Genomic DNA, 23,527 nt, shown 5'->3' with positions numbered 1-23,527 from the left:
TGATGAAACGCGCAAGGCGCGCGCTCCTATCGGCGGCGAGCGATCCATGCTCCGGCCAGGAAAGCAACAAGCAAGGACCTTAAAGGCGCCTTCACTGTCACCTCGCGCAACTGGTCGGCCCATCGCTTTGCGGAGTCCGACGCGGGCGCGTGGAGCTGCGGGCTGGCAGCCCCTCTTTGCTCTCCGGAACCCGGCCGCGGGCTCGAAGCCTGCTCTATACCGCCCTGATCGTCCGTCAGCCCGGAGGCTTCTGTCATTGCCGCGGCTTCCTTCATGTCCATGGGCGCGCTCCAATCCTGGTGCGGTTGCGGAACAACGACTTGATCTCAGGTCCCGTCCGGCTCTGGCGACAAGCGCGTTGGGAACCAATGGGAGCAGCTATGGCGGCGGTATTCATGCGAACTATATGGTTGGTCGAAGCCCCTGCCGTACTGCTCCCTTGAAGAAGCCCTTGCTCATCTTTCTGTTCCTCGTCGTCGCACCGCTTACCGCATCAGCGGCGAGATATTTCTGGCTGGGCGATGGCCGCCAGAATTGGCAAACGGCCGATCGGTCGAGCGCGGGACTCCTGACCGCCGCGGCCGATCATCGCGAAGCCGTAGTACGGGTATTCGGGGCGAGAACAGTGAGATGGCGCAGCATCTTCGCAATTCACACCTGGATCGTCGTAAAAGAGAAGGATGCGGCGACCTACACCCGGTATGACTACACGGCGTGGGGCGAGCCGATCCGCACCAACGGCTTCGCACCGGACGGGCGGTGGTTCGGCGCCGCGCCGGAAACCATTGTAGCCGTAGATGGAAAGCGCGCCGAGGCGCTGATCCCGAAAATCAGAGATGTGATCGAAAACTACAAGTTTCGATCCTATGGAGATTACAGCGTCTGGCCTGGTCCCAATTCGAACACCTTCGTGCAGGCCGCACTCGACTCCGTCCCTGAGCTCCGAGCCGTCCTGCCGCCGACCGCGATCGGCAAGGACTTCCCGTATACCGGCAGATGGTTCGGCGTAACGGCGTCCGGCACAGGCATGTATGCTTCGCTTGCCGGATACGTTGGCTTCTCGATCGGCTGGGTCGAAGGCTTGGAGATCAATTTCTTCGGTGCCGTGCTCGGCCTCGACATCCGGCGCCCGGCGCTCAAACTCCCTGGCCTCGGCCGCTTCGGGATACGACCCGGCGTGTAAAAGTGGATTCCGAATTGCCGGAGCCACTGGCCCATTCACGCAGGCCACGCGTGAGGGATGCTTGATTCCGGCAAACAGTCCTAAGCTCTTCGCATCAGCTTGAGCGAGGCTGCGAGGCGCAGGCTGCGCTTGCCGGCGAGCGCGATGCCTTCGAGCTCGCCGCTGTCTTCCGTGCAGGTCCCGGAGAAGCCGATACCGACCTCGTAGCCGCCGAACACGGGGTTCTCCCCTTTCGCCGGCGTGTGCTCCTGGTTCAGCATCTCGCCCTTCCAGCGGCCGTCCGCCGAGGAATAAGAGCCGAGATAGTAGAAGAACGCATCGCCGCCAAGGATGCGGCCATCGATCAGGAGCATCACGCCGGACAGTCCGGCGTCGATCCCATCGAGCGCGCGCAGGCTCATCCCATAGAGCCCGTTGGCGATGCCGCCCTGCCCCATCGTGCCGCGCGACGGCAGCGCCCCATCGTCGAGCCGCGTGAGATTGGCCCAGAATCTGGCGCCCGGCATGGTATTCGCGCCGCCCTCGAGACGGATCTGGTTGCCGTAGAGCCGGCCGCGCGCCCCGATCGAGGCGACATCGGCTCCGAGCAGCGGCTTGTAGTTTGGATCGTGGTTATGCCGCTCGGTGATGACCTCGGCGATGATCTCGCCATCGCGCTCGTCGTAGGTGCCAAGATGCGCAAAGCCCGAATTGCCGCCCAGCATCTTGCCGTCATGCAGGCACATGATGCTGCAGCCGAACGCATCGTTCACGCCGTATTCAACCTTATAGAGCCCGTCCAGCAACGCCTGAACCCACAATATCGGAAAGGAATTGCGGGCTACCTAGCATCGTCGCCGCACTGAAGCCACCGGCTTTTCCGCGCAGGACCGGTCACCGGACGCCCGCCCGCCACCATGCCACTATGCCCCTGTTTTGCCTGACGGGTCAAATCGATTTCGAAAAATCAGCAGCCGTGTGATTTCAATGACTTGGCTACTGTGCATGGGGTTGTTTTGGGACTTTTTGCGTCCGGCGCGCGGAAAAGGCCCTCCACACGTCAATGGCGCTTGAAGTACTGCACCTCGCGCTCGTGCTTCTCGGCGGCTGCACGGCTCTTGAACGTACCGAGGTTGCGACGCTTGCCGGTCTTCGGATTCACCTTGCGGGAATAGAGGCGGTATTCGCCCGATGCCAGTTTGCGGATCATGATCGCGCTCCGTTTTGTCCGGACGTCAACGACGTACGCGCGAGCCAGGTTCCGTCAGGTCCTGGCTCTGCTCAGAAGCACAACGTGGTGACGAGCTTGCCCTGCTTGTCCTTGATCGCATAGGGACAGCGAATGCGCTCCAGCGCCTTCTTGGCGTCCTCGTCGCCGAGCGCCGCGGCGCGCTCGTAATAGGCCTTCGCGGCGTCCTTGTCCTTGGGCCCGCCGCGGCCTTCCTGCGCGAAGGCGCCCATCCGCTCCAATGCGCCGGGATGGTTTTGTGCCGCTGCCTTCTCGAACAACGCACGCGCCGCGACGTCGTCCTTTGCACCGCCAGTGCCTTCGGAGAGCATCAGGCCGAGCTGGTACTGCGCTTCCGCGTTGGTCTCGGCAGCCTTGCCGAGCAGCGCGCGCGCCTGCGCGGGATCGGCCGGCGCGGCGCCACCTGCGCCGCCGAGCGCGGCGAGATTGCTGACGCCACGGGGGTTGCCCGCCTGCGACGCCTTCTCCAACAGCTTTCGCGCTAGCGCCTCGTCCTTGGCGACGCCCGAGCCGGTGGCGTAGGCAATACCGAGCTCGACCATGGCCGCGCTCGATCCCTTGTCGGCGGCCTTGCGCCAGGCCGCGATCGCCTCCGCGGTCTGCCTGTTGGCCGCATAGGCGCGGCCGAGCGCGAACATCGCGCGCCGCGAGGATGGCGCGGCCTGCTTGCAGAACCTGACCGCGGTTGCAATGTCGGAGACCGCAATCTCCGCCACGCCCTTCACGTCGGCCGGCTTGTCGGGATCGCTGGGATCGGCGGCGACCCGGTCGCACAGAACGAGATCGGCCGATTGCGCCTGCGCCGTCAGAGGCACGGCGAGCGCGAACAGCATGGCAAGGAGGTAAGTCCGCATGGTCATCACGTTGCGTCCCCGTCCCGGCAAATTCAAGGCTCGAGTCCTGATTGGCGCAGCACGGGCACGACATCAGGCGATGCCAGATAGCGCAGCAGCCGGTCGGCGGCGTCGTCATGTTTCGCGTTCGTCATGCGGCCGGCGGAGAACACGGCCGGCGTCTGCAAATCGTGCGGGATCGGGCCGACGACCTCGATGCCGCCAACCTGCTTCAGCTCGCTGATCTGCTGCACGGCGAGGTCGGCCTCGCCGGTCACGAGCCGCTCCGCCGTAAATCCCTGCTCGACGATGGTGGCCCTGGCGTTGATCTCGGCCGCGATCCCCATCCGCACGATCAGCTCGGCGAAGTACACGCCGCTCGCACCCAGCCGCGAATAGGCGACGGACCGCGCTGCGAGCAGGGTTGTGCGCAGCGCCGCTTCGCTGCCGATATCGGGGTGCGCCTGCCCGGCCCGCACGGCGATGCCGACGAAGGACCGCGCCAGATCGGCCGCACTGCCGGCAATCACGCGCCCCTCGCCGATCATCTCGTCGAGCCCCTCGCGGGTGAGGATGACGAGGTCTGCGGCCGCGCCCTCGCGCAACCGCTTGAGCAGCGCCAGGGTCGGCGCGAAATCGGCATCGACATGGATGCCGGTTGCAGTCTCGAAGGCCGAGGACAGGCTGCGCATTGCACCCATGAGGCCGAGCGTCGAGAGCAGACGAACGTTTTCCATGAGCGGTTCCTGGCGCGATCAGGCGCGATGCATCAGCTTGAGCGCGGCGGTCAGGCGCAGGCTGCGCTTGCCGGCAAGCGCTGTCGCCTCGAGCACCGCCTGCTCCGCATCGTAGATGCCGGAGAAGCCGATGCCGACCTCATGGCCGCCGAAGATCGGATCGTCCTTGGCCGGCGTGTGCTCCTGGTTGAGAATCTGGCCCTTCCAGCGGCCCTTCGCGGCGGTGTAGCTGCCGAGATAGTGGAACGATGCGTCGCCGCCGAGGATGCGGCCCTGGTTGAGCAGCATCACGCCGGTGAGGCCTCCGTCGAGACCGTCAAGCATCCGCAGATGGATCGAGTAGAGACCGTCGGCGATGCCGGCATCGCCGACGCCGCCGGCGATCGGCACTTCGTCCTCCGTGATCGGCGTCATCACCGACTGGAACGGCACGCCGGGCAGCTCCTTCAGCTCGCCCTTGAAGCGATAGAGATCGCCGTCCGCCCAGCCCTTCGCGATCAAGGTCGCATCGTCCGTGCCCGCCATGGCGCGGTAGCTCGGATCCGGGTTATGGCGGACGGTGCTGATCACGACGTCCACACCCTCGCTGGTCTTCACGTAGGTGCCGATATGCGCGAAGGCCGAATTGCCGCCGAGCATCTTGCCGTTGCCGGCATGCATCACGCTCCGGCCGACGGCATCGCCGAGCTGAAATCTCACCTTGTAGAAGCCTTCAAACACCAGCCGTGTCCCCGGCCCTGCGCGCGTCCTGGAGCACTCTATCCCGCTTTCGGCGGCAATGGACAAGTTTCGCGGAGCCGCAGTCGGCAGGCAGGGAAACGGCCGTCATTCAAATGCAAAAATCCGCCGGAGCCTTGCAGCTCCGGCGGATTGAGACCAACCCGGGCCAGCCCCCCAGCCCGGGCCGGGAGGATCTTAGGCCGCGGCCTTCTTGTCGGTCGGCACGGACGCGATCGTCTTCAGGATCTGCGAAGCGATCTGGTAGGGGTCGCCTTGCGAGTTCGGACGGCGGTCTTCCAGATAGCCCTTGTAGCCGTTGTTGACGAAGGAGTGCGGAACGCGGATCGACGCGCCGCGGTCGGCAACGCCGTAGCTGAACTTGTTCCACGGCGCAGTCTCGTGCTTGCCGGTCAGACGCTTGTCGTTGTCCGGGCCGTAGACGGCGATGTGGTCCATCAGGTTCTTGTCGAAGGCGGCCATCAGCGCCTCGAAATACTCCTTGCCTCCGACCGTCCGCATGTACTCGGTCGAGAAGTTCGCATGCATGCCCGAGCCGTTCCAGTCGGTATCGCCGAGCGGCTTGCAGTGGAATTCGATGTCGATGCCGTACTTCTCGGTCAGGCGCAGCATCAGGTAACGGGCCATCCACATTTCGTCAGCGGCCTTCTTGGAGCCCTTGCCGAAGATCTGGAATTCCCACTGGCCCTTTGCGACTTCCGCGTTGATGCCTTCATGGTTGATGCCGGCAGCGAGGCAGAGGTCGAGATGCTCTTCGACGATCTTGCGGGCGACGTCGCCGACGAACTTGTAACCGACACCGGTGTAGTACGGGCCCTGCGGCGCCGGATAGCCGTATTCCGGGAAGCCGAGCGGACGGCCGTCCTTGTAGAAGAAGTATTCCTGCTCGAAGCCGAACCAGGCGCCGGCGTCGTCCAGGATGGTGGCGCGCTTGTTGGACGGATGCGGGGTCTTGCCGTCGGGCATCATGACTTCGCACATCACCAGCACGCCGTTGGTGCGCGCGCCGTCCGGGAACACCGCGACCGGCTTCAGCACGCAATCGGAGCTGTGGCCTTCGGCCTGCATGGTGGAGGAGCCATCGAAGCCCCAGAGCGGAAGCTGCTCGAGCGTCGGGAACGACGCGAATTCCTTGATCTGAGTTTTGCCGCGCAAATTCGGAGTCGGCGTATATCCGTCGAGCCAGATGTACTCGAGCTTGTACTTGGTCATTGAGCCTCTCTGTAGATGATGCGAAAGGTTGGGGGCCTGGAGGCCCCCGCACGTTTTGTACCCGGCCATCATCGGCCGGCCCTTCCCAAGCATTTTACGTGCCAAAAAGCCGCAGTTCAGGCGGTTTTCCACGTTGACCGGCCGCTCCTGCCTGCCGGCGCATCCCCGGCAGCCGCGTGCGTCATAGCCGCGCACCTTTGCGTGTAGCTGCACCGCAAAAATCCCGCGAAAAACGCCTGATTCTGGAGCAGCCGGGTCGCTGCCGGAGGGTGCCGATGAAACGCGCATCAACGTCCGGCAACTTTCGCAAAGCTGCACACCCCTGCCTAGCAACCTTTGGAATGGCCTAGGCGTTAGTCACCGACACAGTGCCTTAGGGGATGCAGAACGCTGCCTGCCCACAAAATGGGCGGAAACTGATTTCCTTTTCAGCACTTTCCAATCCGGGAAGGGCGGCCGATATGGGGATTCCGGTAACCACAATCGAACGAGTCGGGCGCACCATGGAGGCCAAAGGCGCTTCGACCAAGGAGAAATCGTAATGATGAACAATGGTCTGAGTCACGGATCTGCGCAGATCTACCAATTCCCCGTCGGCGGCCGTGCGGCCCTCGGGGGACGCCGCTATGGCGAGACCCGCTTTCCCGCCGATCACGCCTCGCTGCCCTCGAACGTCTCGATCTGCAGCGACAGCTGGTATCACCAGGATGCGGTCGACGAAGCCAAGCCGAAATGGGATCGCTGATGCCTGTGGTTGGTTTGAAACCGCCTGCTCTCTCAGGCGCCTGGCGGCAGTTCGAAAGGGTCGAAACAACGGTGTTTCGGCCCTTTTTGATTCCTGCCTGAACCACGCCGTTCAGATCACCGCGCAGGCCGTGACCGGCCGCTTCAGATGCTTGACCGTGGTGGTCCCTGCCTTCGCGATGGTCAGCGTGATACCGGCCCCCGAATAGCGCGCGCCAGAGACCGCCAGCCGCTTGGCGAGCGTGACGGGCTCGCCGTCGATCTGCAAAAAGGCGCGCTTGTCGCCATCATAAAAGCCAACGATGAACTGTGTACCATCGGCACAGCGATAGGTCCGGAACGTCTGCGCATCAGCCAGCCGCGCGTGGCAAATTCCGCCCGCCAGCATGGTGACCGCCAAAAGAATGGCCTTGTGGCAGCCCATGATCGCCCCCTCTAGTAGCGCTCGAGAACGCCCGCCGTGCGTCCAATGGAACATAACCCAAGCTGATCTCATGTCAGACTCCCCTGCCCGCCATCTCGCCCTGCAAGGCGCCAGCAATTTTCGCGATCTCGGCGGCTATCCGACCACCGATGGCCGCATCACGCGCTGGCGACACATCTTCCGCTCCAATCATCTCGGCCAGCTCACCGCAGCCGACGTCGAGATCGTACGCGCGCTCGGCGTCAGAAGCGCATTCGATTTCCGCGGCCTGGAGGAGCGCGCAGCCGGCATCTGCGTCGTGAACGAGATCACGGTGCATTCGCTGCCGATCGAGCCGACCGTCGTCGCCGCGCTGCGCGGCGAACTCGCCCGGGGCATGCTCACCGCGCCGGTGGCGCTCGAGCTCATGCGCGAGTCCTACCGGAACTATGTTCGCCACAACACGCACTGCTTTCGTGCGCTGTTCGGCCATTTGCTGGAAGACCGCGCGCCGCTCGTGATCCACTGCACCGCCGGCAAGGACCGCACCGGCTTTGCCAGCGCGCTGATCCTGCATGCGCTGGGCGTGCCCGACGACGTCATTGCCGAGGACTACCTCTTGACCAACCGGCACTACAGGCGCGACGCCTCAAACGCCTCCGACCTTCCGGCCGATGTTCTCGACGCGATCGGCAGCGTCGAAACCTCGTACCTGGCAGCAGCTTTCGAAGCGGTCGGCAGCGAATATGGCGATCTCGAAACCTATTTGCGCGACGGGCTCAAGCTCGGCACAGCAGAGCGGACCGCGCTGAAGGAGCGCTATCTACAATCGGCCCCCGTGCCGGGAGAACGATGATGCAAGACAAGGTCCTGATCGTGACGGGCGCACTCGGTGCGCTCGGCAAGGTGGTCGCCGAGACGGCGCAGGCACGCGGCGCGCGCGTGGCCGGCATCGATCACGCGCCATCGCAAACCCCCGCAAGCGCCGACCGCATCGAGATCGGCGGCGTCGACCTGTCCGACCCGGCGCAGGCGACGACGGCCGTTGAGACGGCGGCAAAGCATTTCGGCCGCCTCGATGCGCTGATCAACATTGCCGGCGGCTTCGCCTTCGAGACCGTCGGCGACGGCGACATCAAGACGTGGCAGCGCATGCATGCGCTCAACGTGCTCACCGCGCTCAACGCCTCGCGCGCGGCGCTGCCGCACCTCGCCGCGTCCAAGTCCGGCCGCATCGTCAATATCGGCGCGATGGGCGCGCTCCAGGCGGGCAACGGCATGGGGCCCTATGCGGCCTCGAAAGCCGGCGTGCATCGCCTCACCGAGGCGCTCGCCAACGAATGGAAAGGCAAGGTCACCGTGAATGCCGTACTGCCCTCGATCATCGACACCGCGGCCAATCGCGCCGACATGCCCAAGGCCGATTTCTCGAGATGGGTGACGCCGCATGAGCTCGCCGAGGTCATCCTGTTCCTCGCCAGCGACGCCGCGAGCGGCGTCACCGGTGCGCTGATTCCGGTAGGTGGACGGGTGTGATCGCGTCTTGATCGGATCGTCCGAACACCGGCTCGATTCAATCGGAGACGAGAAGGCACTAGACTAGCCGCAACTGATTCTGCGATCGGAACTCCCTTGGAAACCGCGCTTTACCTGCCCGTCAAACGCTTCCTCGAAGAGCTCGGCTTCACGGTCAAGGGCGAGATCGGCGGTTGTGATCTCGTCGGTCTCAGCGCCAGCGATCCGCCGGTCGTGGTCATCGGCGAGCTCAAGCTTGTCTTCAATCTCGAGCTGATCCTGCAGGCGGTCGACCGTGCGCCGGCCGGCGACGAGGTCTGGATCGCGGCGAAGATGTCGACGCGCGGCAAGGGACGCGAGAGCGATGCGCGTTATCGCAATCTCTGCCGCCGTCTCGGCTTCGGCATGCTCGGGGTGACCGATCGCGGCCAGGTCGAAGTGCTGGTGAAGCCGCCGAGTGCGGCACCACGCCGGGAGCCGAAGGTGCGCTCGCGCCTCGTCGCCGAGCATCAGCGGCGCCAGGGCGATCCCGTGCTCGGCGGCAGCACCCGTGCACCGATCATGACGGCCTATCGGCAGCAGGCACTGGCCTGCGCCTCGGCGCTTGCCGAGGGCCCGAAGCGCGTGCGCGAGGTGCGCGAACGCTGTCCCGATGCCGGCAAGATCTTGCTTAACAATGTGTATGGCTGGTTCGAACGCACTGAGCGGGGGATTTACCGGCTCACCGACGCCGGAGACGCAGCTCTGAAGCGCTGGCCTCAGCAACGGGTGGAGGTCGGCGCAGGTGCTGCGTCACCGCCATGACACCCGAACGGTGCATAGCTGAGCTGCCACAGCGATTTCATATTGCAATGCAACATTCAGGGCACTAGGTATCCCGGCATCAAACGAGGCCGTTATGAGCGCAGACTGGAACACCAAATATGGCACGCGGCGCGTGCGCCACGATCCGCCCACGCTGGACGAGGCGATCTTCGCCGCCGTCGGCATCACCGACGATCAGGCGCAGCAGGCCGAGATCGCCGCAGCCTTGATGGGAATGCCGCTCGACGTCGTTCAGGCCGAGGTAAAGAAGCAGGCCCGCACCAACAGCCGCATCACTGCCACGCGCGTCATCGCCGGCGAACAGGGCGCGCAGCGCTCCGTGGTGGTCGAGCGCCGCGTCGTCCGCCGTTTCGGCAACGACAAGCGCACCGGCACCTGAGCGTTCATTTCACCGCCCAGAATACGAAAGCGGACCGGCCGTGCCGGTCCGCTTTTTGATTCCTGTCCGTTACCTTCCAGGCTATGCGGCGCGATTGCCGTACATGCTCGAGATAAGCTTCCAGCAAGTGCTGTTGAAGCTGAGAAGCGCGCGCCCGGCCGTAAATGGCGAGGCCGCGAGATCGGCGAGCTCAGCCTCAGGCGTCTTGGCGAGGTCGATCGTACCGGTCGATTCGCCCTGGCGGAAAGCCAGATGCGCCCCGAACTTCCTGGCGAGCGCCCGCATCGCGTGATTCTCGGCACCCGTGGTGATGCGCAGCTGCTTGTAGCCTTTCCAGCGCGCCTCCGCGATCAGGCGGCGGAACAGCACTGTGCCGACACCCTGGCGGCGCGCAGACGCTTCCACGCTGAAGGCGACTTCGGGCAAGCAATCATCTTCCGGCGGATGCAGTTCGGCCGCGCCGCGGACCACGCCGTCGACGATATAGGCAACGATCACGGTGCCGTCCTCGGCGCAGCGGGCGGCGTAACGCTCGATGAAGCTGTCGTCGAGAAAGCCGTTGAAACGGTCGTGTCGGCTGCCGGCATCGAGCCTCAGCAGATGATCGCGCAGGAGCGGCAGTTCTTCCTGCTGGATCAAGGTCCGTACATAGCCGGGAGCGGTGCGGACAGTCTCTTCAAGTACCACGTCAGAACTCCTCTTGGTGTCCCTCGAGGAGGCGTTCGAATCCCTAGGCCCCCAATATTGTGCATCGCACCATAATTTTCAAGACGGACACCTGCCCAAGTTAGAGGCAGCGGGAGCGACTAATTCGTTAATGAAATCAAACTCCCGTAGTCTTACAGGACCAGCTGCGTCTGGGTCACCACAGCGACCAGCTTGCCCTCCTCGGTTTCCAACCGGGTAGTCCAGATCTGGGTCCGCCGGCCACGATGAACCGGAGTGGCGGTGGCGATGACCATGGTTCCCTCCTTGGCCCCACCGATGAAATTGGTCTTGCTCTCCAGCGTGGTCGTGCCCTTGGCGTCTTCGGGCAGGTTGATGACGGTCGCCGCCGCGCCGACGGAATCGGCGAGCGCCATCACCGCCCCGCCATGGATGGTGTGGTGAAGCGTGCAGAGATCGGGCCGGACCGTCATCCGCGCCACCACGCGGTCCTTCTCGGCCTCGACAAACTCGACGCCCTTGAGCTCGGCGAACGGCATCTTCATCGCTTTAAGTTTCTCGAGCGGCGTCATCACATCTCCTCCCAATTCGTTGTGCTTTCAGGGTGAATTGCTTCGCGCGGCAAAGCAATGACGTCCGAGGTAATGGCCATGCTGACATCGACGCCCGCATTTGCGCATATGCTCCTCCCATGCGCCACTTCCCGCCCCGCCGCATCGTCTGCCTGACCGAAGAGACGGTCGAAACGCTCTATCTGCTCGGCGAGCAGAATCGCATCGTCGGCGTCTCCGGCTACGCCGTCCGCCCACCGCAGGTGCGGCGCGAGAAGCCTCGGGTGTCGGCCTTCGTGTCGGCGGACATCCCGAAGATTCTGGCATTGGAACCGGACCTCGTACTGGCCTTCTCCGATCTCCAGGCTGGGATCGTCGCCGACCTCGTCCGCGCCGGCATCGATGTGCACGTCTTCAACCAGCGCGACGTCGCCGGAATCTTGGCGATGATCCGCACGCTGGGTGCACTGGTTGGCGCCGCCGGGCGCGCGGAAGAGCTCGCGCAAGGCTTGGGGCGGCGCGTCGCGGCGATCGCAGCTACGCCCCGCCCCTCGCCTCGACCAAGGGTCTATTTCGAGGAATGGGACGATCCGTTGATCTCTGGCATCGGCTGGGTGTCCGAGTTGATCGAGATCGCTGGGGGCGCGGATGTCTTCCCGGAACTGCGGCATCGGCAGGCGGCAAAGGATCGCATCGTTTCGACGGAGGCGGTGCGCGAGGCCGCACCTGACGTCATCCTCGCCTCTTGGTGCGGCAAGAAGGTCGCCCCTGCCCGTATCCGTGCGCGCGATGGCTGGAGCGACATCCCCGCCGTGCGCAACGGCCGCATCGTCGAGATCAAGTCGCCGATCATATTGCAGCCGGGACCAGCGGCACTGACGGACGGCCTCGAGGCAATCGTGACGGCGTTGTGGGGGACGCACTCGAGCCTGTCTACCCCGTCATCCTGAGGTGTGAACTGCGCGGTGCGAAGCACCGTGCTGGGAGCCTCGAAGGATGCGGCCCCGATGCAGCCGCGCCGTCGCCTTCGAGGCTCGCTCGCGCTTCAGGATGACGGTCAGAGGTTTAAAGCGTTCTGCTGCTTCAAGCTCGACATCGCGAGCACATAGAATTCTTCTCGAACGCCTCATGCTCGGCTGCCCCGCTATTCCTTCCCAGCACAAACGCCGGGCGCACATAAGCAAGACGCTCCGTCGGCCCTCCGCTAGCGTCTGATCCGACGAACCCTTCGCACCCCAGAGGCTTTCCATGCGCAATCGTCTGATCCTCAACTGCTTCTCAATGAACGTCGTCTCCCACATCTATCACGGACTCTGGCGCCACCCCGACAGCACACAGATGCATTTCGACAAGCTCGGCACCTGGATCGAGCTCACCAAGCTCCTGGAGCAAGGCTGCTTCGATGCGCTGTTCCTCGCTGACGTCGTCGGCATCGATCCGGCCTACAAGGGATCGTGGGACACCTACATCAGGGAAGGCTTGCAGATCCCCTGCAACGATTCTGCTGCGCTCTCCGCGGTACTGATCGGCGTCACCGAAAATCTCGGTCTTACCTTCACCAGCTCCATCATGTCGGAGCACCCGTTCAGCTTTGCGCGCCGACTGTCGACGCTGGATCATCTCAGCAACGGGCGCATCGGCTGGAACATCGTCACCAGCGTCAGCCACAACGCCGCACAGAACTTCGGCTTCGACGAGATCATCCCGCATGACGAGCGCTACCGCCGCGCCGACGAGTACATGGAAGTCGTCTACAAGCTCTGGGAAGGCTCGTGGGACGAAGGCGCGGTGCTCGGCGACAGGGAGAACGGCGTCTATGCCGATGCCAGCAAGATCCATCGCATCTATCATTCTGGCGAGCGCTACAGGGTGCTGGGGCCGCATCTCTGCTCCCCCTCACCGCAGCGAACGCCGGTGCTGTACCAGGCCGGCGCCTCGCCGGTGGGCCAGTCCTTCGCTGCCCGCAATGCGGAAGGCACCTTCGTGCTCTATCCAACCATCGAAGGCGCGCGCAAGGGCATCGCGGCGACCCGCGCCGTCGCGGAAGCGAACGGGCGGCGCCCGGAGGACCTGAAATTCATCCAGGGCTTCTCCTTCGTCGTGGGTAGCACCGAGGAAGAGGCCTGGCGCAAGTCCGATGAGATCGACAAGGGCGTGAGCTATGACGGGCTCGCCGCACATATCAGCCGGGACATGGGCATCGACCTCGGCATGCTCGACCGCGACATGCCGATCGATCAGGCCAACATCGAGGGCCTGCGCGGATTCATCAGCATGTTCGAGGCCAGCAACCCCGGCAAGAAGGCGCGCGTCCAGGACCTCGCCTACGCGCTGTCCTACAACAGCCGCATCGTCGGCACGCCCGAGAGCATCGCCGACCAGCTCGAAGCCTGGCAGGATGCGGGCGTCGACGGCATCAACATGATCTGCCAGTATTTTCCGGGCTCCTATCGCGACTTCATCGAACACGTCATCCCGGTGCTTCAGAAGCGCGGCCTTGCCCAGCGCGAATACGCACCGGGCACATTGCGCGAGAAGATGTTCCCCGGCAGCGGCGGCCGGCTGAACGACCGCCACCCCGCCGCGCGCTATCGCGGGGCGTTCAAGGGCGGCGGCGAGAAGAGTGCAGGCAGCACCGGCGTCAAGTGGCAGACGGAACGCGCATGATGAACGAAACTGTCATGGACCGTTCCGAGCCTGCCTTCGACGCGATGTCGAGGGCCGACGCCTTCAAGTCGGGTATGCGAAGATTCGCCTCCGGCGTCGCACTCATCACGAGCGCCGCCGCCGGACACCGGGCCGGGCTGGTTGCAACCGCGATCAGCTCGGTCAGCACGGCGCCACCGACCCTGCTGGTCTGCATCAACAGGAACGCCTCGGCGCATGAGGTCATCGATCGGTCCGAGGTCTATGCCGTCAACTTGCTGGCCGCCGCCGACCTCGACCTTGTCGACGTCTTTTCAAAATCAGCGCGCCGCGCAGAGCGGTTCACGTCCGGCGATTGGCAGACGCAGATCACGGGCGCGCCCGTGCTGGCTTCGGCGCTCGCCGCGTTCGATTGCAAGGTGGTGCAGCGGCTGGCCTACGAGACCCACACCATCTTCCTGGGCGAGGTCTTGCAGGTCGGAATCGCCGAGCAGGACGTCGATCCCCTGCTCTACATGGACAGCGCATTCAGGCGGCTGGAGCGGGCTGCCTGACAGGACGCCGGGGCGGTTCACGCTCGCTCACTGCGATATTCCCGCGGCGTCTTTCCGAACCGCTGGCGAAATGTCCTGCTGAAATGCGAGAGGTCGTTGAAGCCCCAGCGCAAGGCGATCTCGGTCACCGTCTCGCTATCCGCCTTCTGCTTCGCGAAATCCCTGGCGCAACGCTCGAGGCGCTGCTCCAGGACGAGGCGGCCGAACGAGCGACCGCCCTCCTCCAGGACCTTGTGCAGATAGCGCACGGAGATGCCGAAATGGTCGGCGACCTTGGCCGGCGCCAGCTCGGGATCGGCGACGTTCGTCTCGATGTGAGTGACCAGGGAGGCACATAGCGCCCGCCGCGCGGAGCCCCGCGCCATCTCCTGGGTCGCCTGCGTTGCACCGAGCGATATGGCCACGAGCTCGACCATGCTGCTGCTCAGTGTTGCGCCGGTCGGCGACAGCCCCTCCACATTGCGCACGATCGACTTGAGCAGATCGATGGCGACAGTACCAATCCCGCCATTGTCGGCGACGATCGTGGCCGTCGCCCTGTCGGGATTGCGCAGCAGCGGACGCAGCAGATGCCGCGGAATCCGGAACGAGTACTGCTCCCAATCGTCACTGCAGTAGTCGTTTAGATAAGGCTCTGTCGAGTCCACGATCGAGAACTCGCCGGGATTGAGCAGCGCGGCACGGCCGCCCTGCTGCATGCAGCATTGCCCTCGGAGCTGGAGATTGAGGAAATAGACTTCCGTCGGCATGCGGCTGATCTCGGAGCGCCCGCGATAGATCTTCTGACGGCCGGAGGAGATGGTGGTGACGTTGATCGTCGAAAGCGGATGGGCCGTGACATGCCCGGCAAAGCCGCCCACCGCGGGCTCGCGCACCGGATTGAGCGCGATATAGGCCTCGCAGAGGACCTCTCTCCAATAGCTGAACTGATCGCGCTCGGGCAGATCGTTCGTGGTCCAGGTCTCCATGGCAAATCCTCGACACAGTGACACTGTATCTGAAAAAGCACTTTCCATGCCAGAACAGCACCAGCACGCAGCACAAACATTCGGCAACGGATGAGACAGAACGACTGCCCAATACAGTTCGTTCACTGTCAGCACAAAGCCCGGGCGCTGTCGGGCAAGACCGTTACTGCGCACGCACATAGGCTTCTTCCCGTCAATCAGGGCGCGCCACGGGACGGCGCGTCGATATGTCTCGAGGTCTTGAGGAGGAAGCCATGCCTATTGATTTCACGCTCAGCCCGGAGCAAGCCGCGCTTCGCGAAGGCGCGCGCAGCTTCGCCAACACGGTGCTGAAGGACGTCCGCGCGACGATCCGCCAGTATAGCAAGCCGGACGAGCGCTTCTATGCAACGCGGCCGTTTCACAAGAAGGCGGTCGAAGCCGGCTTCGTCAAGGGACTGTTTCCCAAGGAGGTTGGCGGCACCGACGTTCCCGCACTCGACTTCGCCATCGCCGCCGAAGAGCTGGCCGCGGTCGATGTCAACGTGCCCAGCACGCTGCTCGGGACCGGTCTCTGCGTCAAACCCATCGTGTTCTTCGGGACGGAGGCGCAGAAGAAGCGCTTCCTGCCTGACTTCATCGAGGATGGAACCCGGCTCGGCGCGCTCGCCTTCACCGAGGTGACGGGCGGCGCGAACTTCGATGCCGTCGATCCGCGCTACGGCGTGAAAACTTTCGCCAGGCGCGAGGGCGACGAATGGGTGATCAACGGCGAGAAGCACTACACGACGAATGGGACCGGCTGGGACGGCAAGAACTGCCATCTGTATGCAGTAGTGTGCCGAACCGATCCCACCAAGGGCGCGCAGGAGTCGCTAGCCGTCATCATGGTGCCAGGCAACCTGCCCAGCGTGCAGGTGACGGGAATTCTGGATACGGCGGGACACCGGGCGACGATCTCGCCGCGAATGAAGTTCGAGAACGTCCGCGTCCCCGCCGACAACATCATCGGCAAGCCCGGCGACGGGATCAAGATCGTCTCCACCAACTTCGCCTGGACCGCCGCGCTGATCGGCGCCGCCTGCGTCGGCGTCATGCGCGCTGCCTTCGATCATGCCCTCGCCTTTGCCAGGAATGATGCCCGCTCCGGGCCGCACCCCATCATCGACTATCCGACCGTTGGCTACATGCTGGCCGACATCAAAATGAAGATCGAGGCCTGCCGCTACCTGACCTGGAAGTCCTGCCAGCAATACGATCTGTCGGGCGGAAAGGAGCACGAGCTCGCCGTGATGACGAAAGTGTTCTGCTCGGAGACCTGCGTGGACGTCGTCTACGACTGCATGCGCGTGGTCGGGGTCGACAGCTACACCGACATGCACCCGCTGGCAGAACTCATGAACGATGCGATGTGCTTCCCGCTCTATGACGGCGGCAACATGGGGGCTCGCCGTCGGCAGCTCCACAGCATCATCAAGGGCCCGTCCTACGACGCGCATTTCGCGCCTTACGGCACGTTCGGCGCATGAATGCGGGGAGGATCCGCCCGCGGCGCCGGTCCTCCCTGCTCACGTCACGGCGTTCACGACCTGATACTCCGGCCGGCGCCACACCTCGCCTGCGATCACATCCTCAATGATCTCGGCCGCCCTCACTATCTCGCTCTCGCCGATATACAGCGGCGTGAGGCCGAACCGCATGATGTCGGGCGCGCGGAAATCGCCGATGACGCCGCGCGCGATCAGGGCCTGCATGGCGGCGTAGCCGCCCTCGAATGCGAAGGAGACCTGCGAGCCGCGGCGCTCATGAGCGCGCGGGGTGACCAGGTTCAAAGACGGGCAGCGGCGCTCGACCTCGGCAATCAGGAGATCGCCGAGCGCCAGGGAGCGGGCGCGAACCTCGGCGAGGTCGACGCGGTCCCAGATGTCGAGTGAGGCCTCCAGCGCCGCCATGGCCAGCACCGGCGGCGTGCCCACGCGCATGCGTTCGACGCCGCCGGCGGCGGCATAGGCAAGCTCGAACGCAAACGGCTTCGCATGGCCCATCCACCCAGACAGCGCGGCGCGAGCGCTGTCGGCATGGCGCGGTGCGACGTAGAGGAAGGCCGGCGCGCCGGGACCGGCATTGAGATATTTGTAAGTGCACCCCGCGGCGAAATCGGCGCCGCAGCCCGCGAGATCGACCGGCAGCGCACCGGCCGAATGCGCGAGATCCCAGACCGTGACGATGCCGAGAGCGTGCGCCTTCGCGGTCAGCTTCGCCATGTCGTGGCGGCGGCCGGTGCGGTAGTCGACCTCGGTGACGTAGAGCACCGCGACCTCCTCCGACAACGCGATCTCGATCTCCTCCGGCGCCACCAGGCGCAATTGATGGCCGCGCCCAAGCGTTTCGATCAGGCCCTCGGCCATGTAGAGGTCTGTCGGGAAATTGCCGGTATCCGACAGGGTCACCTTGCGCGAGGCGTTCATGTCGAGCGCGGCGGCGAGTGCCTGGTAGACCTTGAGCGACAGCGTGTCGCCGACCATCACGGAGCCCGCTTCCGCGCCGATCAGCCGCGCGATGCGATCGCCGACATGACGCGGTTGGGCGTACCAGCCGGCGGTGTTCCAGGCGCGGATCAGCTCGTTGCCCCATTCGGTCGTGATGACGCGATTGACGCGCTCGGCAACGCCCAGCGGCAGCGCACCCAGCGAGTTGCCGTCGAGATAGATCACGCCGTCGGGCAAATGGAACAACGCCCTGGTGTCGTCATAGACGCGAAGCCGAGTCATGGACATCCCTACAGAATCGTGCGCACGCGCCAGAGCTCGGGAAACAGCTCGACCTCCAGCATGCGCTTGAGATAGCTGACGCCGCCAGTGCCCCCGGTGCCGCGCTTGAATCCGATGACGCGCTCGACCGTCGTCACGTGGTTGAAGCGCCAGCGGCGGAAATAGTCCTCGAAGTCGACCAGCTTCTCGGCCAGTTCGTAGAGCATCCAGTGCGTCTCCGGCGCCTCGTAGACGATACGCCAGGCCTGCAGCACGCCTTCGTTGAGGCTGTGGGTCTCGCGGACATCGCGCGCCAGCACCGCCGCAGGCATCGTGAGCCCGTTGCGGTCGGCGAGGCGCAACACCTCGTCATAGAGGCTTGGCGTCGCAAGTTCGGCTTCGAGCAGCTTCGTCGTCTCCGCATCGTGCGCGTGCGGCTTCAGCATGGCGTGGTTGCGGTTGCCGAGCAGAAATTCGATCAGCCGGTATTGCCGCGACTGGAAGCCCGAGGATTGCCCGAGTTGCGAGCGGAAGCGGGTATATTCGCTGGGCGTCATCGTACGCAGCACGTCCCAGGCGCCGTTGAGCTGCTCGAAGATGCGCGACATCCGCGCCAGCATCTTCATGGCGGGCTGCACCTCGTCCTTCGCGATGGCCCGACGTGCGGCGCTGAGCTCGTGGATGGCCAGCCGCATCCATAGCTCCGTGGTCTGATGCTGGATGATGAACAGCATCTCGTCATGCGCCTCCGACAGCGGATGCTGCGCTCCCAGGATCGCATCCAGCGCAAGGTAGTCGCCATACGACATCCGCCGGGTGAAATCGGTCTCGGCGCCTTCGCTCGTGGGATCGTAGTCGCTGGACGTCATGGCAGGCCCTTTCGATCGATCTTCCATGCTTCGTCAGTCGAGGCCGACCAGGCGGGCGGTGATCGGCGAGGACGGATCCTTCAGCCCGTCGATCACGGTAAAATGGTTGAGGCCGGGCTCGACGACGAGGCGGGTCGGCACGTCGAAGCCGGTCCAGACATTGGCCATCAGATCGGACTGGCGGATGAATTCGGGCCGCTCGCTGCCGCCGACCCAGGCGGTCACAGGCGAATGCCCGCGCGGCAGATGCAGCGCCGCGCTTTCCAGCGTCGCCTCCTCCATCGTCATGCGCAGCGTCTCGTTCATCTTGGTCTTCAGCAACGGACGCAGATCGTGCAGGCCACTGATCGTGAGCGTGCCGGCGATGCGGTTGTAGACGGCGGACTCGAGGCGGCTGTCGTCGCACAGCATGCGGGTAACGAGATGGCCGCCGGCGGAATGGCCGGCGAGCCGGATCGGACCTGCGACGAGCGAGGCCGCCTTGGCGATCGCGGCGGCGATCTCGGCTGTGATGTCGGAGATGCGCGCGGCCGGCGCCAGCGTGTAGCTCGGCAGCGCCACCGTCCAGCCATGATGGCGCGCGCCTTCGGCGAGATCGGTCCAGGTCGATTTGTCGAAGCGCATCCAGTAGCCGCCATGGACGAACACGACGAGGCCCTTGCTGTCGCCGTCGGGCAGGACCAGGTCGAGCTTCTGGCGCTCGCCGGCGCCATAGGCGATGTCCGGGCGAAATTCCTTCAGCCCGGCGCGGTAGGTCGCCGCCCGCTCCGCCCACAGCGCCGGCATCTTGTCCGAGCCCGGGATATGGGCCGAATTGGCATAAGCGTCATCCCAATCGCGCATCGTGCTTTCCTCGGCGGACTTAAGGCCAGCGAGCCGAACGTCAGTCTGCCACCGGCAAGGTCGCCCTCCTAGTCTTTATTTTAAGCTTAAAGGATTCGGGCACGCCCGAGTTTCGGGCAGCGGACAAGATATTCCGCCTGAATGGGGATCTGATGGGCCGCTTCCCTCATTTGCGAGCGCAGCAAGGCAATCCAGGATCCTGCCGCCGTGGCAGCCTGGATTGCTTGGTCGCTTTGCGCCTCGCAGCGACGGTTGAGAGAGCGACGCTCGACCGCGCTAGGCCTTCTCCACTCCGCACCATTCGGCGATAAACAGCGCCATCGCCTTGGTCGTCTTCTTCAGCGACTCCAGGTCGACGAACTCGTTGAAGCCATGCATCTCGCCTCCGCTGGCCCCGAAACACAGGCTCGGAATGCCGTGATTGAGACCGTAGAAGCGCGTGTCGGTGAGCGCGGTGAAGACGAGGTCCTCGACCGCGCCGCCATAGACGGCGTTGAAGGCCTTGCCGAACGCAGCTTCCGGCGCGGCGGCGTCGGTCAGTTCATAGCCTTCCGACAGGAAGCCCGACCATTCGATCTCCGGCGGATTGTTGGCCAGGAAGCGGTGGTTTCGCGCTGCAGCAGCAACGCAAGCCATGATCTCCTTCTGGTGATCGGCGATCGACCAGCCCGGCAACACCGCAATCCGGCAGTCGACGTCGCACCAGGCCGGCACGCTCGAGGCCCAGTCGCCGCCCTTGATGATGCCCGGGTTGAAGTTGATGGGATGGTTGAGCGTCTTGAAGTGACGATCGGCCTTGGCGCGCTCGTTCCATTCGATCTCGAGTTTTTGCAGTGCCTGGATCAGGTGATACGCCGCCATGATCGCGTTCGCGCCCGAACCTGCGAAGGCAACGTGGGTCGGATGCCCCTTCACGCGCAGGCGAAACCAGATCACGCCGACCTGCGAGCGCACCATCTTGCCGCCGGTCGGCTCCGGAATGAAGCAGGCGTCCGCGCGATAGCCGCGCTGCAGCGTGGAAAGTGCGCCGACGCCGGTGCTCTCTTCCTCGATCACGGACTGGAAGTGGATCCGCGCCGTCGGCCTGAAGCCGGCGGCCTTGATCGCGTCCAGCGCATAGAGCGCACCGATCGTGCCCGACTTCATGTCGCAGGCGCCGCGGCCGAACATCTTGCCGTCCTTGATGACCGGCGAGAATGGCGGCGTATCCCACAATTCCAGCGGGCCGGCCGGCACCACGTCGCAGTGCCCCTGCAGGATCAGCGACTTACCGCCATTGGTCTGCGGACGGTAAGTGCCCACCACGGAACGTGCCTTCGAAAAATCGTGCTCGATCGGACCGAAGCCGCGCAGATCCTTCAAATCGTCGACATTGATGTGCCAATCGTCGACCTCGTAGCCGCGTTGCCGCAGGAGATCGCCGATCATGTCCTGGCACGGCCCCTCCGCCCCGCGGGTCGAAGGGATCGCAACGAAATCGCGGGTGGTTGCAAGCTGAGCTTCGAAGCCGCTGTCGACGGCGTCAAGAATCCTCTGCTGCGTTTCGGCATTCATCAGGGCAACTCCAGGCATCTCAATGGTTCTCAAGGAGTGCGCAAACTAGCCGATTTCAGCCGTTCGGGTACTCCACAAAATATGCATCCCGCAATGCATCTTCGAGCAGCCGGCCTTCGGAATAGCCATTCAGCGTCGCGGGCCGGCTCACCCCGTCGAGCAGGCGCGGGCACGGCTCCGGGGCGCCGAGCACGGTGCGGACCGGAATGCGCTCCGCGTAGATCGGCAACGCATAGTCCTCGTCGTCGTCAGCGACACCCTTGGCCCGGATCTTGGCCGAGGCTTCCTCGATCTCCATCGCGATGAAGGAGGTTGCCTTGATCTCCTGCGCGGTGCTCTGCCGCAGGCCGGCGGTGCGATCCGGGAAGAAGCGATCGACCATGGCGATCACGGCCCGCTCCTTCTCCTCGGGGTCGGTGACGAGATAGGCCGTGCCGAAGGCCATGACCGCGCGGTAGTCGGCGGAATGGTTGAAGCCGCAGCGCGCCAGCACGAGGCTGTCGAGATGGGCGACCGTCAGGCAGACGCGCTCGCCCCTGCTCTGGTTGCGCAGCATGCGGCTGGCGCTCGAGCCGTGCCAGTAGAGCCTGGTGCCCTCGCGCCAGAAGAAAGTCGGCGTGCAATAGGGCTGGCCGTCGACCACATAGGAGACGTGGCACAGCATCGAGGCATCCAGGATGCGGTGGACCGTGGCGTAATCGTAGAAGCCTCGGTCGTGCCGGCGCTTCACCTGGTTGCGCACCGACGTCGGATAGGAATTTGAGGTCTCAGTCTGGCTCACGGCCGCTCCCGCTCGGATTGGAAGAATTCCAGCGCAGTTGTAGCGGGGCTTTTGGTCTGCGATAGTTCCAATTCCATGCGAAAAATTCCGACCAATTCCTCCGCGCCCGGCAAGACCGAGCTGCCCCTCGACCTCACGGGGCCGCACATCACGGCCGGCGCCTCTGCCGCGCACCGGCTCTATCAGGCGCTATGCGAGACGATCGTCTCCGGCCTCGTCAAGCCCGGCGAGCTGCTGCCGCCATCGCGCACGCTGGCCAAGCAGACCGGCTTCCGGCGCAACGCCGTCGTCACCGCCTATGAGCGCCTGATCGCCGACGGCTTTGCCGACGCAACCGTTGGCTCCGGAACGTTCGTCGCCGCACGAATCCCTGCGCGGGTCGCCGAGCGGAACAAGCCGAAGGTGGTTGTCGAAACGCCCGGGCAAGGCGCGTTCGCGCTCGGCTGCACCCATATCGACGAGCGCGCGGTGCAGCGTTTTCGCGCCTTCGTCGGCCGCCGCATGCGTGCGTTCGGGGCCGAGCACCTGCATTATGGCGATCCCCGCGGCAGCCGCGAGCTCCGCGCGGCGATTGCGGATCATCTACTGTCGGCGCGCGGCCTGCGCTGCGATCCCGATCAGATCATGCTGACCTCGGGCACGCTGCACGCGCTGCGCATCGTGCTGAGCGCGATCCTGAGGTCCAACGACCAGGTGTGGTGCGAGGACCCCGGCTATCCCGCCGCGCGAAAAACCATAGCGCATTGCGGCTATCGCGCGGTGCCAGTCCCCGTCGACGAGCACGGGATGCGTGTTGCCAACGGCCGCATCGCGGCGCCGTCCGCGCGCGCAGCCTACGTCACACCGTCGCATCAATTTCCGCTTGGCGTGCAGATGTCGATGCCGCGGCGGCTCGAACTTCTGGATTGGGCAAGGCACGCCGGCGCATTCGTGCTCGAGGACGACTACGACAGCGAGTTCCGCTATGACGGCGCACCGCTGATGTCGCTCGCCGGCATCGATCGCCTCCAGCGCGTGATCTACCTGGGCACGTTTGCCAAGACGCTGTTTCCGGGCCTGCGCATCGGCTATTGCGCCCTGCCCGAACGCCTGATCGCGGACGTGGCGGCAGCACGCGCGGCGCTCGATCGCTTTCCCGGCACGCTGATGGAAGGCGCGGTGGCCGACATGCTCAATTCCGGCGCCTTCGCCGCGAACCTGAAGCGCGTGCGAAAACTCTATCGGGAGGCGCGTGATGCGCTGGCCGAGACGCTGGAGGCGAGATCCGACGGCGCTCTATCCGTGCCGGTGCCATCCCACGGACTGCATCTTGTCGCCCGGTTCGATCCTTCGGTCGACCTGTCGGTGGCAGCGCTGGCCAAACGAGCGGCCGGCGCCGAGGGCTGGCTATTGGCCGACACTTATTCGCGCGCGCGTCCACTGCCCGGCTTCGTGCTGGGATTTTCGGGGCATGCAATTCCGCAACTCGTGGCGTCCGCCGATCGGCTCGCGCGGGAATCGCGCTCAGCCTTGCACGCCAAGAGCAGATCGGGCCGGCGGGCGTAACCAAGCTTCACTATCAGAATCGCT

Annotated in this window: 26 protein-coding genes; 11 read left to right on the top strand and 15 right to left on the bottom strand. The window is 64.6% G+C overall.

Translation table 11 applies throughout. The features are described from left to right. Positions 1-451 precede the first annotated feature (451 nt). Positions 452-1,183 carry a DUF3750 domain-containing protein gene (locus ACM42_RS25520; RefSeq protein ID WP_271530470.1) on the top strand — a complete coding sequence of 244 codons (732 nt, stop codon included), beginning with the start codon at positions 452-454 and terminating at the stop codon, positions 1,181-1,183. Between the two features lie 80 nt (positions 1,184-1,263). Here the strand turns inward: ACM42_RS25520 and ACM42_RS25515 are convergent, their stop codons facing one another. The 6 genes from ACM42_RS25515 to ACM42_RS25490 form a co-directional block, all read right to left on the bottom strand. Continuing rightward, on the bottom strand, positions 1,264-1,968 hold the full coding sequence (locus tag ACM42_RS25515; protein ID WP_271530469.1) for a hypothetical protein: 705 nt from the start codon (positions 1,966-1,968) through the stop codon (positions 1,264-1,266). Positions 1,969-2,222: 254 nt separating this feature from the next. Beyond that, complete coding sequence (locus ACM42_RS25510) at positions 2,223-2,372, bottom strand: hypothetical protein (protein WP_007609497.1); 150 nt, start codon at positions 2,370-2,372, stop codon at positions 2,223-2,225. Positions 2,373-2,443: 71 nt separating this feature from the next. Then, complete coding sequence (locus tag ACM42_RS25505) at positions 2,444-3,265, bottom strand: tetratricopeptide repeat protein (RefSeq protein ID WP_271530731.1); 822 nt, start codon at positions 3,263-3,265, stop codon at positions 2,444-2,446. Between the two features lie 32 nt (positions 3,266-3,297). Then, on the bottom strand, positions 3,298-3,981 hold the full coding sequence (locus ACM42_RS25500) for a substrate-binding domain-containing protein (protein WP_271530468.1): 684 nt from the start codon (positions 3,979-3,981) through the stop codon (positions 3,298-3,300). A gap of 18 nt (positions 3,982-3,999) precedes the next feature. Next, complete coding sequence (locus tag ACM42_RS25495) at positions 4,000-4,701, bottom strand: GrlR family regulatory protein (RefSeq protein ID WP_271530467.1); 702 nt, start codon at positions 4,699-4,701, stop codon at positions 4,000-4,002. Between the two features lie 195 nt (positions 4,702-4,896). After that, positions 4,897-5,931, bottom strand: a complete 1,035-nt coding sequence (locus tag ACM42_RS25490) for a glutamine synthetase beta-grasp domain-containing protein (protein ID WP_271530466.1) — start codon at positions 5,929-5,931, stop codon at positions 4,897-4,899. 541 nt (positions 5,932-6,472) lie between these two features. Here ACM42_RS25490 and ACM42_RS25485 point away from each other — a divergent pair. Then, complete coding sequence (locus tag ACM42_RS25485; RefSeq protein WP_271530465.1) at positions 6,473-6,676, top strand: DUF2735 domain-containing protein; 204 nt, start codon at positions 6,473-6,475, stop codon at positions 6,674-6,676. Between the two features lie 111 nt (positions 6,677-6,787). Here ACM42_RS25485 and ACM42_RS25480 read toward each other — a convergent pair whose 3' ends face one another. Further along, a complete protein-coding gene (locus ACM42_RS25480; RefSeq protein WP_271530464.1) occupies positions 6,788-7,099 on the bottom strand; it encodes an MliC family protein in 312 nt (103 codons plus the stop codon). 70 nt (positions 7,100-7,169) lie between these two features. Between ACM42_RS25480 and ACM42_RS25475 the strand changes: the two genes are divergently transcribed. From ACM42_RS25475 to ACM42_RS25460, 4 genes are all read left to right on the top strand, one after another. Further along, the gene (locus ACM42_RS25475; protein WP_271530463.1) at positions 7,170-7,934 is read left to right on the top strand and encodes a tyrosine-protein phosphatase; all 765 of its coding nucleotides are present in this window, start codon (positions 7,170-7,172) and stop codon (positions 7,932-7,934) included. Then, positions 7,934-8,614, top strand: coding sequence for an SDR family oxidoreductase (locus ACM42_RS25470; RefSeq protein WP_271530462.1), 681 nt, complete (start codon positions 7,934-7,936; stop codon positions 8,612-8,614). The genes ACM42_RS25475 and ACM42_RS25470 overlap by 1 nt, the downstream gene beginning before the upstream one ends. A 96-nt stretch (positions 8,615-8,710) precedes the next feature. Further along, entirely contained in the window at positions 8,711-9,397 is a 687-nt protein-coding gene (locus tag ACM42_RS25465; RefSeq protein WP_271530461.1) for a DUF2161 domain-containing phosphodiesterase, read from the top strand. Positions 9,398-9,491: 94 nt separating this feature from the next. Next, positions 9,492-9,797 (top strand): hypothetical protein, encoded by a 306-nt coding sequence (locus tag ACM42_RS25460; protein ID WP_028182079.1) that lies wholly within the window; start codon positions 9,492-9,494, stop codon positions 9,795-9,797. Positions 9,798-9,878: 81 nt separating this feature from the next. Here ACM42_RS25460 and ACM42_RS25455 read toward each other — a convergent pair whose 3' ends face one another. Together ACM42_RS25455 and ACM42_RS25450 are read right to left on the bottom strand one after the other, a co-directional pair. After that, the gene (locus ACM42_RS25455) at positions 9,879-10,484 is read right to left on the bottom strand and encodes a GNAT family N-acetyltransferase (RefSeq protein ID WP_271530460.1); all 606 of its coding nucleotides are present in this window, start codon (positions 10,482-10,484) and stop codon (positions 9,879-9,881) included. A gap of 152 nt (positions 10,485-10,636) precedes the next feature. Beyond that, complete coding sequence (locus ACM42_RS25450) at positions 10,637-11,035, bottom strand: PaaI family thioesterase (RefSeq protein ID WP_271530459.1); 399 nt, start codon at positions 11,033-11,035, stop codon at positions 10,637-10,639. 119 nt (positions 11,036-11,154) lie between these two features. On the opposite strand from ACM42_RS25450, the gene ACM42_RS25445 reads away from it, so the two are divergent. The 3 genes from ACM42_RS25445 to ACM42_RS25435 all read left to right on the top strand — a co-directional run bounded on the left by ACM42_RS25445 (position 11,155) and on the right by ACM42_RS25435 (position 14,214). Continuing rightward, positions 11,155-11,964: a cobalamin-binding protein gene (locus ACM42_RS25445; RefSeq protein WP_271530458.1), complete on the top strand. Its 810-nt coding sequence runs from the start codon at positions 11,155-11,157 to the stop codon at positions 11,962-11,964. 298 nt (positions 11,965-12,262) lie between these two features. Next, positions 12,263-13,681: an LLM class flavin-dependent oxidoreductase gene (locus tag ACM42_RS25440; protein WP_271530457.1), complete on the top strand. Its 1,419-nt coding sequence runs from the start codon at positions 12,263-12,265 to the stop codon at positions 13,679-13,681. Beyond that, a complete protein-coding gene (locus tag ACM42_RS25435; protein WP_271530456.1) occupies positions 13,678-14,214 on the top strand; it encodes a flavin reductase family protein in 537 nt (178 codons plus the stop codon). The genes ACM42_RS25440 and ACM42_RS25435 overlap by 4 nt, the downstream gene beginning before the upstream one ends. A gap of 17 nt (positions 14,215-14,231) precedes the next feature. Here the strand turns inward: ACM42_RS25435 and ACM42_RS25430 are convergent, their stop codons facing one another. Next, on the bottom strand, positions 14,232-15,182 hold the full coding sequence (locus ACM42_RS25430; RefSeq protein ID WP_271530455.1) for a helix-turn-helix domain-containing protein: 951 nt from the start codon (positions 15,180-15,182) through the stop codon (positions 14,232-14,234). 254 nt (positions 15,183-15,436) lie between these two features. On the opposite strand from ACM42_RS25430, the gene ACM42_RS25425 reads away from it, so the two are divergent. After that, positions 15,437-16,690, top strand: a complete 1,254-nt coding sequence (locus tag ACM42_RS25425) for an acyl-CoA dehydrogenase family protein (RefSeq protein WP_271530454.1) — start codon at positions 15,437-15,439, stop codon at positions 16,688-16,690. 39 nt (positions 16,691-16,729) lie between these two features. Here ACM42_RS25425 and kynU read toward each other — a convergent pair whose 3' ends face one another. The 5 genes from kynU to ACM42_RS25400 form a co-directional block, all read right to left on the bottom strand. Next, positions 16,730-17,932 carry a kynureninase gene (gene kynU, locus ACM42_RS25420; protein WP_271530453.1) on the bottom strand — a complete coding sequence of 401 codons (1,203 nt, stop codon included), beginning with the start codon at positions 17,930-17,932 and terminating at the stop codon, positions 16,730-16,732. A gap of 8 nt (positions 17,933-17,940) precedes the next feature. After that, positions 17,941-18,780 carry a tryptophan 2,3-dioxygenase gene (gene kynA, locus ACM42_RS25415; protein WP_271530452.1) on the bottom strand — a complete coding sequence of 280 codons (840 nt, stop codon included), beginning with the start codon at positions 18,778-18,780 and terminating at the stop codon, positions 17,941-17,943. A 33-nt stretch (positions 18,781-18,813) separates the two neighbouring features. Continuing rightward, positions 18,814-19,623, bottom strand: coding sequence for an alpha/beta hydrolase (locus tag ACM42_RS25410; protein WP_271530451.1), 810 nt, complete (start codon positions 19,621-19,623; stop codon positions 18,814-18,816). Positions 19,624-19,899: 276 nt separating this feature from the next. Next, positions 19,900-21,177, bottom strand: a complete 1,278-nt coding sequence (locus ACM42_RS25405) for an ArgE/DapE family deacylase (RefSeq protein WP_239623299.1) — start codon at positions 21,175-21,177, stop codon at positions 19,900-19,902. A gap of 55 nt (positions 21,178-21,232) precedes the next feature. Further along, positions 21,233-21,958, bottom strand: coding sequence for a pyridoxamine 5'-phosphate oxidase family protein (locus ACM42_RS25400; protein ID WP_271530450.1), 726 nt, complete (start codon positions 21,956-21,958; stop codon positions 21,233-21,235). A gap of 75 nt (positions 21,959-22,033) precedes the next feature. Here ACM42_RS25400 and pdxR point away from each other — a divergent pair, with 75 nt between their 5' ends. Continuing rightward, entirely contained in the window at positions 22,034-23,503 is a 1,470-nt protein-coding gene (pdxR, locus tag ACM42_RS25395; RefSeq protein WP_271530449.1) for a MocR-like pyridoxine biosynthesis transcription factor PdxR, read from the top strand. The last annotated feature ends 24 nt before the right edge of the window (positions 23,504-23,527 follow it).

This window comes from Bradyrhizobium sp. CCBAU 25338 (assembly GCF_028128965.1).
Classification (GTDB): Bacteria; Pseudomonadota; Alphaproteobacteria; order Rhizobiales; family Xanthobacteraceae; genus Bradyrhizobium; species Bradyrhizobium liaoningense.
Note: the sequence above shows the minus strand (reverse complement) of the source record. Positions and strands in the feature narration are given on the sequence as shown.

Excerpts from the sequence above, each read along its gene's own strand:
- ACM42_RS25510 (WP_007609497.1), bottom strand. The coding sequence starts at position 2,372 with ATGATCCGCAAACTGGCATCGGGCGAATACCGCCTCTATTCCCGCAAG.
- ACM42_RS25505 (WP_271530731.1), bottom strand. The coding sequence starts at position 3,265 with ATGCGGACTTACCTCCTTGCCATGCTGTTCGCGCTCGCCGTGCCTCTG.
- ACM42_RS25500 (WP_271530468.1), bottom strand. The coding sequence starts at position 3,981 with ATGGAAAACGTTCGTCTGCTCTCGACGCTCGGCCTCATGGGTGCAATG.
- ACM42_RS25490 (WP_271530466.1), bottom strand. The coding sequence starts at position 5,931 with ATGACCAAGTACAAGCTCGAGTACATCTGGCTCGACGGATATACGCCG.
- ACM42_RS25485 (WP_271530465.1), top strand. The coding sequence starts at position 6,473 with ATGATGAACAATGGTCTGAGTCACGGATCTGCGCAGATCTACCAATTC.
- ACM42_RS25480 (WP_271530464.1), bottom strand. The coding sequence starts at position 7,099 with ATGGGCTGCCACAAGGCCATTCTTTTGGCGGTCACCATGCTGGCGGGC.
- ACM42_RS25475 (WP_271530463.1), top strand. The coding sequence starts at position 7,170 with ATGTCAGACTCCCCTGCCCGCCATCTCGCCCTGCAAGGCGCCAGCAAT.
- ACM42_RS25470 (WP_271530462.1), top strand. The coding sequence starts at position 7,934 with ATGCAAGACAAGGTCCTGATCGTGACGGGCGCACTCGGTGCGCTCGGC.
- ACM42_RS25460 (WP_028182079.1), top strand. The coding sequence starts at position 9,492 with ATGAGCGCAGACTGGAACACCAAATATGGCACGCGGCGCGTGCGCCAC.
- ACM42_RS25450 (WP_271530459.1), bottom strand. The coding sequence starts at position 11,035 with ATGACGCCGCTCGAGAAACTTAAAGCGATGAAGATGCCGTTCGCCGAG.
- ACM42_RS25445 (WP_271530458.1), top strand. The coding sequence starts at position 11,155 with ATGCGCCACTTCCCGCCCCGCCGCATCGTCTGCCTGACCGAAGAGACG.
- ACM42_RS25440 (WP_271530457.1), top strand. The coding sequence starts at position 12,263 with ATGCGCAATCGTCTGATCCTCAACTGCTTCTCAATGAACGTCGTCTCC.
- ACM42_RS25435 (WP_271530456.1), top strand. The coding sequence starts at position 13,678 with ATGATGAACGAAACTGTCATGGACCGTTCCGAGCCTGCCTTCGACGCG.
- ACM42_RS25430 (WP_271530455.1), bottom strand. The coding sequence starts at position 15,182 with ATGGAGACCTGGACCACGAACGATCTGCCCGAGCGCGATCAGTTCAGC.
- ACM42_RS25425 (WP_271530454.1), top strand. The coding sequence starts at position 15,437 with ATGCCTATTGATTTCACGCTCAGCCCGGAGCAAGCCGCGCTTCGCGAA.
- kynU (WP_271530453.1), bottom strand. The coding sequence starts at position 17,932 with ATGACTCGGCTTCGCGTCTATGACGACACCAGGGCGTTGTTCCATTTG.
- kynA (WP_271530452.1), bottom strand. The coding sequence starts at position 18,780 with ATGACGTCCAGCGACTACGATCCCACGAGCGAAGGCGCCGAGACCGAT.
- ACM42_RS25410 (WP_271530451.1), bottom strand. The coding sequence starts at position 19,623 with ATGCGCGATTGGGATGACGCTTATGCCAATTCGGCCCATATCCCGGGC.
- ACM42_RS25405 (WP_239623299.1), bottom strand. The coding sequence starts at position 21,177 with ATGAATGCCGAAACGCAGCAGAGGATTCTTGACGCCGTCGACAGCGGC.
- pdxR (WP_271530449.1), top strand. The coding sequence starts at position 22,034 with ATGCGAAAAATTCCGACCAATTCCTCCGCGCCCGGCAAGACCGAGCTG.